General features: G+C 59.7%; 3 protein-coding genes. 1 reads left to right on the top strand and 2 read right to left on the bottom strand.

Translation table 11 applies throughout. The features are described 5' to 3' along the window. Both OR1_RS19460 and OR1_RS19455 read right to left on the bottom strand, forming a co-directional pair. Positions 1-4,905 (bottom strand): CxxxxCH/CxxCH domain-containing protein (locus OR1_RS19460; protein WP_052440692.1); only part of this gene is annotated, 4,905 nt, incomplete at its 3' end. An 11-nt stretch (positions 4,906-4,916) separates the two neighbouring features. Continuing rightward, positions 4,917-13,013 carry a CxxxxCH/CxxCH domain-containing protein gene (locus tag OR1_RS19455; RefSeq protein ID WP_052440691.1) on the bottom strand — a complete coding sequence of 2,699 codons (8,097 nt, stop codon included), beginning with the start codon at positions 13,011-13,013 and terminating at the stop codon, positions 4,917-4,919. A 487-nt stretch (positions 13,014-13,500) separates the two neighbouring features. Here OR1_RS19455 and OR1_RS19450 point away from each other — a divergent pair, with 487 nt between their 5' ends. Continuing rightward, complete coding sequence (locus tag OR1_RS19450) at positions 13,501-13,803, top strand: HU family DNA-binding protein (RefSeq protein ID WP_041974582.1); 303 nt, start codon at positions 13,501-13,503, stop codon at positions 13,801-13,803. Positions 13,804-13,898: the final 95 nt, after the last annotated feature.

Here is a 13,898-nt window from a genome sequence, read left to right as displayed (position 1 = left end):
AACACCCTTGGCGCCGGTGGCATGGCAGGCCAGGCAGACGCCGTTCTTACCGTAGACGGGATCGTTGAAGTTTCTGAGCCGCATCGGGTTGGCGGTGTTGCCATGGGGCACGGCGTCGTATTCGTGGCAGTAGAGGCACGGGTCGCCGGTTGCCCCGGCAACACGAGCCGAGGTTGAGAAGCCTGCAAACGGGCTAGCGGTGACATCGTATGTGCCGGTCTGCTTGCCGTGGCCGGAGTAGCTCCACTCGGCCCGGCTGATCATCGCCATGGTGCTGTTCTTGAACGTGTAGTTGACCGTGTCGCTGGCGGCAAAATGGCAGTCACCGCACTTGTTGGTGCCCCCCCAGACAAAGACCTTGCTTAGGTTGCCGCCATGGCAATTGACATTGCTGCAGGTGGTCTTGGTGGCCGGAGGACTGGTTGTGGCCACCGGCGTAAAGGTATTGGCCTTGCCGATGAATGTTTGGCTGCTGTTTGCCGCCACGTTGTAATTCTTGTTCACATGGTTTCGAACCGTGGAGATCACGGTGCTGTTGTTACGGAACACAACGGTCTGGTTATGGCACCAGTCGCAGGTAAATCCCCAGAAAACCGCATGTTTGGGATGGCTGTTCGCCTTGCTCTTGTAGCCGTTGGCATAGTCCGGTCCGGTCGGATAGCTGGTATGGCAGCTGCCGCAATGGATCTGCGCCTGCGCTTGATCCCATTTGATCCAGGGAGTGGAGTAGTCGGTGAAGCTGAAGGCCTTGCTGTGGCAATAACCGTTCTTGCATCGATTGTTGGCCGGGTCCCAGCGGAAGGCAGCGGACCCGACCGTGCTGCTGGCCGAGATATTGCGGAACCCGTTCGGGTGACGGCTGAACCCTCCGGTTGTCTTGATGGCGGTGTTGCTCGTGGCGGTCGATGCATGGCAGGCGGCACACGTTACCAGGGTATTGTTGGTGGTCGTGTTGTAGCTGCCGATAGTACCGCCGTTGCCGTAGGAAATCGCATGAATGTCGTGCGGTTTGGACCAGGTCGTCTGGCTCGGGTTGTCACTCGACTTGTTGTGGCAGTTGCCGCAGCTGGAGGTCACCTTTGCCCAGTACATAACGGCCTTCGGCGGGCCGCCCCGGCCGTCCGAGTGGCAGTAGGTATCACATGTAGTCCCCTGCGAGAAGAAGTATCCGGCCGCATCCTCCCTGATCCCTTCGTTGCCGCGGGTGGCCGTTTCGGAGCGGGTGGCCCCTGCCGGCACCGTGAACGGCAGCTTGATCACAAGCTCGGCTGCAGAACCGTTGGTAGCAGCCGGGCCGTTCAGGTGGTTGACGGTCTCCGTCCCTTTGCCGGGGTGACAAACCCCGCACCTGAAGATGTTGGCGGAGTTGCTGGAGGCATTGTCGCTGTTCCAGCCATTGGCTGCGGTGACGCGCGTAGTGGTGTTGTAATGCTTGACATGGCTGGAAGATAGGCCGAATGATGCCGTTCTGCTTGCTTCATGACAGGTGCCGCAGGTCTGCAGCGTTGTGGTCGACCAGGTTCTGGGGCGTTCTCCATGGCACCAGGTCATGCTGCAGGTGCCACTGCTTTTGGTCCAGCTGCCGGAGAAATTCCCCATCTTCAGGAAGGTAACGTCGAGCTGCTTGTTGATATGCTTGACATCGGCGCCGTTGTAGATGGAGTGGCCGTCACCGGCAACGGTATTGGAATGGCACTCGTTGCAGGTTGCCGGTTTATGCGGAATATTGGCGCTGTAAGTGGTGCCGTACAGGTGGTTGGTATGACGGCCGCTGGAAACCGTCGAGTTGTTGCCGAAGATCCCCTTGTGGCAGTAATCGCACTGTATGGTCCCTTCATCGGCACCGGACATGGCGTTCCAGGTTTTGGGCGGGTTCTTGAACAGCCCGGCGCCGTTGGAATGGCAGTAGGTGACGCATTTCTGGGCGGGATCATAGGCCAATGACCCGGTAGTGGTCGCCTTGGCCCCCCAGACAACGGTACCGGTGCCGTCGATATGGTATCTGACCCCGGAAAAGCTTTTGAGGGTGGCGTCATTGGCCGCAGCCACGGTCTTGTAGTGGCATTCGCTGCATCTGAAGTTGAAGCCGAAGTAGGGGGCACTGGTGTTGTTGATATGCGCCGAATGGCCCTTGGTCGCTATCGGCGGTGTCGAGGCGGCATTGCCGCCATGGCAGCCGGTGCAGGTGGTGGTGAAGGTTTCGGTCCAGAGCGGTGTTTTCCCGGTGCCGTGGCAGCGGATGTTGCTGCACCGGCCGGTGGCGTTGTCCCAGCGGAATGCTCCGGCCACGCTGTTGCCCGACAGGTTTACGAACCCGTTGGGGTGCTTGCGCCGGTCGCTTACCACCGTGTTGCTCGATGCCGACGGGGCGTGGCAGGCATTACAGGTGATGCTGCTCGATATGGTGGTTTTGACATGTTTCGTATGCGCCCCGGACCACTTGAAGACCGTGTCGTCAGCCTTGTTGTGGCAAGCCCCGCAACTCAAGGTGCCGTTCCAGGTGAAGGTTGTCAGGATCGGTGTCCCCCCTTTGCCGTCGGAGTGGCAGTAGGTGGTGCAGGTGGTGCCGCTGGAATACTGGTATCCCCTGCTGTCCTGAAGAATGGGAGTTACTCCTGGGGTGACGCTGTTGGTGATCCGGGCGCTGCTCCTGACTGCAAACGGCAGCCGCAGGCCAAGCTCGGCAGCCCGCCCGTTGCTGTTGTCAGCCGGGCCGTTCAGGTGTGTCGAGGCAGGGTTGGCTGGGTGACAGACCCCGCACATGAAGACGTTGGCGCTGGTGGTGGAACTGTTGGTATTGCCCCAACCCGCTTCGGTGGTGTTGGCGGGAGCGGTAGCGCTGTTGTAATGCTTGATGTGAGCCGCCGACAGGCCGCTGGCGGCGTTGCTGGCGTAGTGGCAGCTCCCGCAGCTGTTGAGAGTGGTGGTGGTCCACCTCGGGTTGTTCGTCGCATGGCACCAGGTGGCGCTGCAGCGGGTAGTGCTCTTGGTCCAGGTACCGGAGAAGTTGGCCATCTTCAGAAAGCTGACGTTGAGCGCCCGGTTGATATGCATGCTGGAGATGCCATTGCCGTAGATCGATACCCCGTTCTCGGCCACGGTCATGGAGTGGCAGTCGTTGCAGGTCGCCGGCCGGTGCGGCAGCGGCCCGGCATTGATATGGTTGCGGTGCCGGTTGCTCGATACTGCCGCGAACTCTCCCGCCAAGCCGCCATGGCAGTAGTTGCAGCTGATGGTTCCCATGTCCGCTTCGGTCATGGAGCTCCAGCTCTTGGGCGGGGTCTTGTAGACCCCGGCGCCGTTGGAGTGGCAGTAGATGTTGGCGCAGGTGCCGGTGTAGGAAAGGCCGCCGGTGGACCTGGCGCCCCAATTGACATCCGGAACCTTGTTGACGTGGAGTGTATTGCTCGTAATCGTCAGGTCGCTGCTGTCCACCGTGCTGTTGTGACATTCGCTGCAGCGGAAGTTGAAGCCGGTGAAATGCAGGCTGCTGTTGTTGATATGCGCCCGGTGGCCCCTGGTGGCTATCGGGGAAGCAGAGTCGGCATTGCCGCCGTGACACCCCACGCAACCGGCAAAACCGGCGCTAGTGCCCCAGGTTGGCGCTGTCGTCACGTTCTCGGCGCCGGCCAGGCCGTTGCTGTGACAGTAGAGATTGGCGCATTGGCCGAAGCTGTTGCTCGGCCCCAGGTCGTTGGTGCCGCCGGACGAATAACCCCGGTAGGTCGCGGCCGTGCCGATACGGCTGTCACTGCTGTTTAATCGCCATTCAACCGAACCGTTGGCGTGCGTATTGCCGGTGACGTTGTGGCAGGTACTGCAGAGCATGGCGTAGCTGCCGGTAACATTCCCCGCATGCCTTGAATGGGAGCCTGTGGCAGGCACGGTCGCGGCGGTGGTGCCGTGACAGGCGCCACAGGCGTCCTGGCTCCCATCCACGGTCATCCAGGCCGGAGCCGCAACAGTGCCGCCCCCCAGGGGTGCCCTGGATGATGTGCCGCCGCCGTGGCAGTAGAGATTGGTGCACCGGTTGGCGGTTGCGTAGCTGTCCGACGCTGCCAGGATGACGGTGCCGGGGCTGCTGGATACGAACCGGCTGCTCCCTGCAGCAGAATAGCCGGTATACCCGCCGGAGGTCACCTTGCCGCCATAGCCGTTGAACCCCATCTGGATCGTGTTGCTGACCGAAGGCATCGTGTTGCCGGAATGGCAGGTCGTGCACCCCATCTTCCGGTCAATGACATGCGCCGGATGGCTGCCGGTTGTCGAGAGGTCAGTCGCATTGGTCGGGCCGGGGTTGTTGGCAAAACCGGCCGGGCCGCCGAGAATGTTGACCGTCGGCGGGTTGCCGTGGCAGTTTTCGCAGCTGGCCCGGAAGCCGGTCTTGTGCGAGTGGCAGCCGGTACAGACATCTTTCGGGTTCGGATGGTTCAGCCCGCCGTAATTATTGCCGCTGCTGTAATTGTGATACTTGGTTTTGCTGTGGCAGACCTGGCAGACCCGGTTCGAGCGGTTGTGTTTGGCAGTATCGTCCCCCATGGCGGTGCTATTGGTGAAAACAACTGCTACCGTATCCGCCCCGTTGGGGAGCAGATCCTCGTTCATCGAGCTGATGGTCCGGGCGATATTCTTGGCATTGGCGCCGTTGTTCGGCTCATGACAGGTGGCGCAGGTGAATCTGCCGTATTTGCCCCCGTCAATACCCCATCCCTGCGGCCATTTACCGGAATTGAGGTCTGTGCTGTTATGCATCAACCGGGCGGCATTGACCGTTGCCGGAAACATGATCATGATCAGGGCAAGGGGTATCAATCTCCCTGTTACGCGCATTGTGCTCCTCCGGTCGGCTGTTCTGAAGCTATTTCCCATGGCGGGTTCACCCTTGAAGAAGTTAATGATTCCCATCTGAGCCCACCTTAATCGTCATAGTGACAGCTGGCGCATTCGATCTGGGTCGAGTCCCAGGTTACCGGCCTATTGAAGTGGCAGGCCGTTGCGCAGCTCTTGGTAACCGGATCCCAGCTGGAGTTACCCAGATTCATGTAGTCGTACGACCCCGATGCCTTGTACGCCCCGAACCGCTCCCATCCGGGGGCGACCGTCTGGTTTGCCAACTGGGCCTTGCTCATGATGGCAATGTTCGGGAACGCGACATCCTTGTAACCGTTGATGTGACGGCTGGTATCGACAACCTGGCCGGGCTGAAGCCTGGTGGGGGTGGAATCCGAATGGCAGTTGGCGCATTTGAAGATGCTCGACTTCCCGGCCATGGCGTGGGTGTCGATCTGCGTCGGGCTCACGATCCCGTCGTGGCAGAGATGGCAGCTGACCGTGGCTGCCATCATGGCGTTGCCGTGGGCCTTGTCTCCGTTCGACGAGAAGCCGAGGAAGCCGTTGGCATTGTTGCCGATGTAGGTATTGGCGAAATGGAAGCCGATCATGTGACCCGCCTCGGTCGGCTGGCGCTTGCCGTTGTTCCCCTGGTTGCTCTGGGCAACGTAGTGCGCCTGGCCGGCATATTGGGGCGGGTTGTCGTGGCATACGCCGCACCGGTTTGCAGCCCTTGCGGAGCCGTACCAGTCGGGAGTCGCCCTGAAATCAGTTTCAGCCAGGGTCTGCGATCTGCCGTTACTGTGGCAGTAGGCCAGCTTGCAGCTGATGCTCGCCCCGGTGCTTCCCTCGATGCCGCTTCCGGTCAGGTTGAGTCCGTCCGCTGTGGCGAGGTTCAGCCTGTTCAGGTAGCCTGCTCCGGGCTTGTCCCTGTTGATGCTCAGGTCGATCCGGCCGTTACGGTGGTTCCCATCCTCCACGGTCGGGTGGCAGTTGGCGCAGCCGATCCGGTAGGTCGTCAGGTCTGACTTGTTGGCCGTGTAAGCATAAAAGGTCACGATCCCGTCGGAGATCAGGTTGCCGATGTGGATGCTATGGAACCCGGGCTTGGCGGTCAGGTTGCCGTGGCAGAGAATGCACCCGGCGGAGGAGGCGTCGCCCCATTTCGGCTCGGCCCCGTTGTGGCAGGAGGTATTGGCGCAGGTACGGTTCTGGTAGTCGTAGCTCCCGCTCCCGGACTTTGCGCTGTTGAAGACGACGTTGATACCGTTGCTCAGGTGCAGCCCGCCCTGTTTGGTGGCCATGCCATCGGTCGTGACCGTATCGGTGTGACAGTAATCGCAGGCAGCGGCGTTCTTGAGGGTCAGCTTGGTGGTATGCGACCGGTGGCTGTTGGCGCGGAACAGGCCGGCGCCTTCATTGGCGTAGTTAGGCTCCCCGGCACTGCTGGTAAATTCCGGCGTGGCGTCGTTGCCGTGGCACCCGGCGCAGTCGGAATAGACGGCTGCAGAGTTCCAGCCGTTGGACGTGTCGAATGGTACGTTCTGGCGTCCCTTGCCGTCGGAGTGACAGTAGCTGTTGGCGCAACTGCCTGTTATTGCGCTGTATTGACCGGCCCGGGCGCCGGAGTAGTCGCCCATCACGCCGTTGATATGCACCTCAGGATTCCTGATCGTGAGGTTGTCGCTGTTTATGGTCCTGCTATGGCACTCGAAACAGCCGATGGCTGTGCCCATCGACGGGTTGGCGACGGTCGAGATATGGGCGGCGTGCTTGCCGGTCGTGAGCGTGACAGCGTCGCTGGCGTGGCAGCCGTTACAGTCAAGCGTGTCGCCCCAGACCGCGTCCTTGTTGAAGTGACAGTTGATGCTGCTGCAGGTCCTGGTGTCCCCGGCCCAGCCGAAGACAGCGGTCCCTCCCTGTTTCACGTCCAGGATGTTGTTTATATGCTTCTGGCTGCCGGTGCTGATCGCCGTGCCGGCGACGGTTACGGTCTCACTGTGGCAGACCGTACAGGTTGCTGCCCCGGCCGGCCCCACATGTTTTTGGTGGTTGTTGGCCCGGACTGCCCCTCTACCGTCGTTGAAGTAGTTCGGTTCGCCGGCGACACTGGAGAAATGGCCGAGGGTGGCGTCGTTGCCGTGACATCCCGAGCAATCGGCATACACGACCGATGAGTTCCAGCCGTTGGCGGCATCGAACGGGACATTCTGCCGCCCCTTGCCGTCGCTGTGACAGTAGCTGTTGCTGCAGACACCGGAAGCAAAGCTGTAGGTCCCGGCCTTCACCCCCGAATAATCGCCCAGTATCGGGTTGATATGGACTGCCTGATCGACAATGCTCCTGTTGCTGTCAACCGTCTTGGCATGGCATTCATAACAGCCGATCTCGGTGCCTAACGATGGATTGGCCGTTGTCGAGATATGGGCCTGGTGCTTTTTGCTGGTCAGGGTCAGGGGATCGCCGCCATGGCAGGTGTTGCACCCGACACTCCCGCTATCGCCCCATTTCGGCACTGAGCCGCTGTGGCAGGAGGTATTGGTGCAGGTCCGGTTCTGGTAGTCGTAGCTCCCGCTCCCTGCCTTGGCCTGGTTGAAAGCGACGTTGATCCCGCCGCTCAAATGAAGGCCACCGGGTTTGGCAGCCAGACCATCGGTGGCGACCGTGTCGGTATGGCAGTAGTCGCATGCTGCGGAGTTCTTGAGCGCGAGTTTGGTGGTATGTGCAAAGTGGCTGTTGCTGCGGAACAGTCCGGCCCCTTCATTGGTGTAGTTCGGCTCGCCCGCGCTGCCGGTGAATGCCGGAGCCGTATCATTGCCGTGGCACCCCTTGCAGTCGGAGTAGACGGCTGCGGAGTTCCAGCCGTTGGTCCCGTCGAACGGGACGTTCTGCTGTCCCTTGCCGTCGCTGTGGCAATAGACGTTGGTGCAGACTCCGTTCAGCGCCAGGTACTGGCCCGCCTTTGGTCCCGAATAATCCACAAAGCCGTTCGTATGTGCTAGCGGGCCACTGATGGTGCCGTTGTCGCTGGCGGTCTTGGAGTGGCAATCTGCGCACCCCAGCGGATTGCCGATCGATGGGTTTAGCGTGGCACTGATATGGGCGGTATGTTTTTTGGTTGTGAGCGTTGCCTCGTCCGCGCCGTGGCAGCTGTTGCAGTTGAGGGTGTCGCCCCATCTCGCATTCTTGCTGAAGTGGCAGTTGATGCCGGAGCAGCTCTTGTCGGTCTCGTTCCAGCTGAAGTCGGCGCTGCCACCCTTTCTGATGTCGATTGACCGGTTGGTGTGCATCAGGCTGCCGCTCAGGATGCTGAACCCGGTCAGGGTCACGTCGCTGTGGCACGATGCGCAGGTTGCAGGGCCGGCGTCGCTGTGCTTTCTGTGGCTGTTGGCCCGGACGCTGCCGATCCCTTCGTTTAAGTAGTTCGGCTCGCCGGCGACACTGGAGAAATGCCCCAGGGCCGCGTCGTTGCCATGGCAGCCGTTGCAGCCGAGCGTTGCCCCGGATTTCCAGCCGTTGGCCAGGGTGAATGGTTCATTGCGACGGCCCTTGCCGTCGGTGTGGCAGTAAACAGCGGAACAGGCGCCCGCAACCCTGTCGTAGCTTGAGCTGCTTCCCGCCCTGTTGCCTGAGTAATCGTAATAGCTGTTGCCGTGCAGCGCGGCATTGGCAAAGGTCCGCTCATCGGGGTTTATGGTGAGGGCATGGCATTCGCTGCAGTTGAAGTTGCTGCCAATCACCGGGTTGTTTATATGTGCCGCATGTTTCCCCGAGGCTATTGACAGCGCGCTTGCTGCATTGTTGCCGTGGCAGCCGGTGCAGTCGGCGGATACCGGTGCGCCCCAGTACTGGGTCAGGGAGCCTTTGCCGCCGTGGCAGCTGATCTCGCTGCAGCTCTTGTTGCCGCCATAGGTGAAGCCTGCGCCGTTTCCGGCTACCACGTCTATCTTGTAGTTCAGGACATGGTTGGTGCTGTTGGGGATGACCGCCCCTGCCGGGGTGACGGTCAATGAATGGCAGAAGGCGCAGCTTCCGGCGCCGTAGCTGACATGGTTCTTGTGACCATTGGCCCGGTCCGTGGAGGCGCCGCTGCTGGCATAGTTGGGCTCGCCGTTCAGGCTGGTGAAGTCTGGGGAGGTGTCGTTACCGTGGCACCCCTTGCAGTCGGTTATCGTGAATGCAGAGTTCCAGCCGTTGGTCCCGTCGAACGGGACGTTCTGCTTACCTTTGCCGTCGCTGTGGCAGTAGACGTTGGCGCAGATGCCGGTCACCCTGCTGAACTGGCCGGTTCCACTCCCCGAATAATCGACGAAGCCGTTGGTGTGGTTTTCCGGCCTGCTGACAAAGCTGTTGCTGCTGACGGTCTTGGCGTGGCACTCGGCACAACCGACCGCAGTCCAGAGGGTGGGGTTGACGCTGGTGGCTATGTGCGAGCGGTGGCGGCCGGTGATGAGCGTCGTTTCGTCGGCGCCGTGGCAGCTGTTGCAGTTGAGGGTGTCGCCCCATCTTGCGTTCTTGCTGAAGTGGCAGTTGATGCCGGAGCAGCTCTTGTCGGTCTCGTTCCAGCTGAAGTCGGCGTTGCCACCCTTTCTGATGTCGATTGACCGGTTGGTGTGCATCAGGCTGCCGCTCAGGATGCTGAACCCGGTCAGGGTCACATCGCTGTGGCATGATGCGCAGGTAGCGGGGCCGGCGTCGCTGTGCTTTCTGTGGCTGTTGGCCCGGACGCTGCCGATCCCTTCATTTAAGTAGTTCGGCTCGCCGGCAACGCTGGAGAAATGCCCCAGGGTCGCGTCGTTGCCGTGGCAGCCGTTGCAGCCGAGCGTTGCGACGGACTTCCAGCCGTTGGCCAGGGTGAACGGTTCGTTGCGGCGGCCCTTGCCGTCGGTGTGGCAGTAGACATTGCTGCAAGCTCCGGCGTCACGGTCGTAGCTTGAGCTGCTCCCCGCCCTGTTGCCTGAGTAATCGTAATAGCTGTTGCCGTGCAGCGCGGCATTGGCAAAGGTCCGCTCATCGGGGTTTATGGTGAGGGCATGGCACTCGCTGCAGTTGAAGTTGCTGCCGATAACGGGATTGTTTATGTGTGCCGCATGTTTCCCCGAGGCTATTGCCAGCGCGCTTGCGGCATTGTTACCGTGGCAGCCGGTGCAGTCGGCGGATACCGGTGCGCCCCAGTACTGGGTCACGGAGCCTTTGCCGCCGTGGCAGCTGATCTCGCTGCAGCTTTTGTTGCCGCCATAGGTGAAGCCGGCGCCGTTTCCGGCTACCACGTCTATCTTGTAGTTCAGGACATGGTTGGTGCTGTTGGGGATTACCGCCCCTGCCGGGGTGACGGTCAGGCTATGGCAGAAGGCGCAGCTTCCGGCGCCGTAGCTGACATGGTTCTTGTGGCCGTTTGCCCGGTCCGTGGATGCGCCGCTGCTGGCATAGTTGGGCTCGCCGTTCAGGCTGGTGAAGTCGGGTGCGCTGTCGTTACCGTGGCATCCCTTGCAATCGGTTATCGTGAATGCCGAGTTCCAGCCGTTGGTCCCGTCAAACGGGACGTTCTGCTTCCCCTTGCCGTCGCTGTGGCAGTAAACGTTGGCGCAGATGCCGGTCACCCTGCTGAACTGTCCGGTTCCACTCCCCGAATAATCGACGAAGCCGTTGGTGTGGTTTTCGGGCCTGCTGACAGTGCTGTTGCTGCTGACGGTCTTGGCGTGGCATTCGGCGCAACCGACCGCTGTCCAGAGAGTGGTGTTAACACTGGTGGCAATATGCGAGCGATGGCGGCCGGTGATGAGCGTTGCCTCGTCGGCGCCGTGGCAGCTGTTGCAGTTGAGGGTGTCGCCCCATCTTGCGTTCTTGCTGAAGTGGCAGTTGATGCCGGAGCAGCTCTTGTCGGTCTCGTTCCAGCTGAAGTCGGCGTTGCCACCCTTTCTGATGTCGATTGACCGGTTGGTGTGCATCAGGCTGCCGCTCAGGATGCTGAACCCGGTCAGGGTCACATCGCTGTGGCATGATGCGCAGGTAGCGGGGCCGGCGTCGCTGTGCTTTCTGTGGCTGTTGGCCCGGACGCTGCCGATCCCTTCATTTAAGTAGTTCGGCTCGCCGGCAACGCTGGAGAAATGCCCTAGGGTCACGTCGTTGCCATGGCAGCCGTTGCAGCCAAGCGTTGCCGAGGATTTCCAGCCGTTGGCCAGGGTGAACGGTTCATTGCGGCGGCCCTTGCCGTCGGTGTGGCAGTAGACATTGTTACAGGCACCGGCATCCCGGTCATAGCTGGCGCTGCTGCCGCTACGGTTCCCCGAATAATCCTTCAGTTTGTTGACATGGTTGGCCCGGACCGCCATTGTTCTGTTGCCGCTGACCGTCAAGGCATGGCACTCGTCGCATTGGAAATTGGTGCCGATGATGCCTCTGTTGTTTACATGCGCGCCATGCCTGCCGGATGCGATCACACCGGTGTTTTCCGCATCGCCGCCATGGCAGCCGTCGCAGCCGAGGGTTTCGCTCCACGCTACCGGCTTGTCGACTCCGTCCCCGTTGCTGTGGCAGTAGTTGTTGCTGCAGCTGCCGAAGCCGTTGGCCGCAGGGTTCGGGGACTGGCTGTAACTCCCGCCGTAATATGGGTTGAAGGCCAGATCGATATTCTTGTCCGCATGCCTGGTTTCGTTCTCTTTGCCGGCGCTGTTGTGGCATTCGCCACAACCATAGCTATAGTCGTTGATGTGCCGGGTATGCGCCCCGGTGGCGATCGTGGCGCCATCGCCGGTCCGGCCGCCGTGGCAGCCGCCGCAGCCGATTCGTCCTCCGCCCCAGAGCACATCCCGATACTGCGAAGCGGCACTGTTACCGTCGGCTGACTGGACATTGCTGTGACAGTAGAGATTGGCGCAGTTTCCATAGCTGCCGGTGGTTGCGAGGTATCCGGTCGACATCTGGTTGAACCCTTTGTAGGTAGCCAGACCGGATATTGCGGAGAGATTGACTTTCACATGGCCGTTGATCATGTGGACAGTGGGGTTGTAGTAGTTGTCGTGGCAATTTGCGCATCTCTCCCGGTCATTGCCGAGCCTGCTTACATGGGTCTTGTGGCCACCGGTGGAAACCCCTCCGAACACCGGAGTAGGGGGATTGGCTGCTGATGCGCCGTGACAGGACGAATTCTCGCAACTCCCCAACGGACCTTGCGTCCATAACACCGCGCCGCCGCTCTTGCCCGATGGTATGTTCCAGTTGTCCCCATGACAGTAGATGCTGCAGCTGTTGGCTTTGGAAAGCAGCGCTTCTCCGCGCAGGGTCGTGCCGGGGTTACCCTCGGCAACCGCGAATTTGGCCGCAGTTGCCGTGGAGCTGTAACCGGTAAAGGTGCCGCTGGTGACGTTGCCGGTAAATGGTGGCCAGGTGGTCCGGTCGATCCTGAACCCCAGTTCCACCTTCTGGTTGCCGACATAGCCGTGATACTGGCTGAACTCGCCGTTGTGGCAGGCGCTGCATTCCATGCCGTTAAAATTCCTGTGCCTGTTATGGGCGCCGATATTCGGCGGAGGGGTCGAAGGGGTTCCGCCCAGGAGAAGGGTCGGAGGAGCCGACAACCCTTGCGCTGCACCCCCATAATCCGAATTGGAAACGGGTGGATTCCCGTGGCAGCTGGCGCAGTCCTTTAAATCGGGTCTTTTGAACCCTTTCCCGTGCTGATGGCATTGGGTGCAGTCACCCCTGTTGCTTCTGTGTTCGGGATGTGACTTGTCGGCAATCTTGTCGGAGCTGTACTGATGGTAAATTGTCCGGCGATGGCAAACCTCGCAGACATTGGTGGAATTGTTTGTGTTGACCGTCCGTTCATCATTGCCGAAGATCCCGGTCGAGTTGTTGGATGCAGTAGTGACCCGGTTGAAAATGATCCTCCGTAATCCGAAGTCGGTCATGATGAAGTTTCTGATCTTCTTGATATTGGCAGTCCCTTTCTGGTGGCAGGTTGCACAGCTGTACCCCTGGCCCCAGGTTGTGCCGTATTTGTATTCCGGGGCTCCGGCATTGGTCGCATTGTGGATTGTCCGGGCCGCATCCGTAACCTGTGGCTGAACTATTGCGATGCCCACGAGACCGGCGATGAGCACTACCTTTCTGCGCATTGTCCGGAAATTAATTCGGAACCTGCATGCGATCCCGGTGACGCTTCGCCCATTCAGATCACGCATAACCCTGTTCTCCCTCACCAGATGTCAACTAAATGCAACAAGATGTGGCCGGAATACTAGGTAAGATCAGTAACTGTATTTGCATGTTAAATTGCAATAGTTTAATTAATAAATTCTGTATTTTGGCGGTATGTTCAGCTATATCCCTTAGCAATTCCTCCGGATTACGAACTGAAAAAAGGCGAATAATGCGAATTATTTCAAATTGTTAATTAAACGATTGTAAACAAATGGTAATTAAACAGGACTAATTTGTGCAATTCCATTGCCAGTTACTGCAGCTGACTATTCAATGGATTCATTCCTGAAATCGAGAGGTTGGCAAAAGGAGGGGGTGGCAGTTTGTTCCCGTAGGGTTGAGCCGGGTTGGGTCATGGTTTTACGGCAGCGGGATTCTGAGAAAAAGTTTCGGATAAATATCAATTTGGCTCATTGACAGTTCTCCGGAATGTGTTAAATAGATTCCAAATTCCAATTTGGAGGTTTTATGAATAAATCAGACCTGATAGGCAAGATTGCAACAGGAGCCGGACTAACCAAGGTTCAGGCGGAGAAGGCTGTCAACAGCTTTATTGCTGAGACCACGGCAGCCCTCAAGGCAGGAGACAAGCTGACTTTGGTAGGGTTTGGTACCTTCAGCGCCGTAACGCGTGCTGCCCGCACCGGGAGAAACCCGCAGACCGGCAAGGCGATCAAGATCGCGGCAAAGACCAATGGCAAGTTTACGCCGGGCAAGGAGCTGAAGGATCTTACCGCGAAACCGGCCAAGGCACCCGCCAAGAAGAAGTAGCACCCGCCAGGTGAGAACCGGGCCGGCACTCGATCGGGTGCCGGCCTGTTCATTGTCGTCAAACAGTCGTAATATCTATCCTATGCTGCTAATCC

The organism is Geobacter sp. OR-1, assembly GCF_000813145.1.
GTDB lineage: Bacteria > Desulfobacterota > Desulfuromonadia > Geobacterales > DSM-12255 > Geoanaerobacter.
This window is presented reverse-complemented; position numbering and strand designations above follow the sequence as displayed.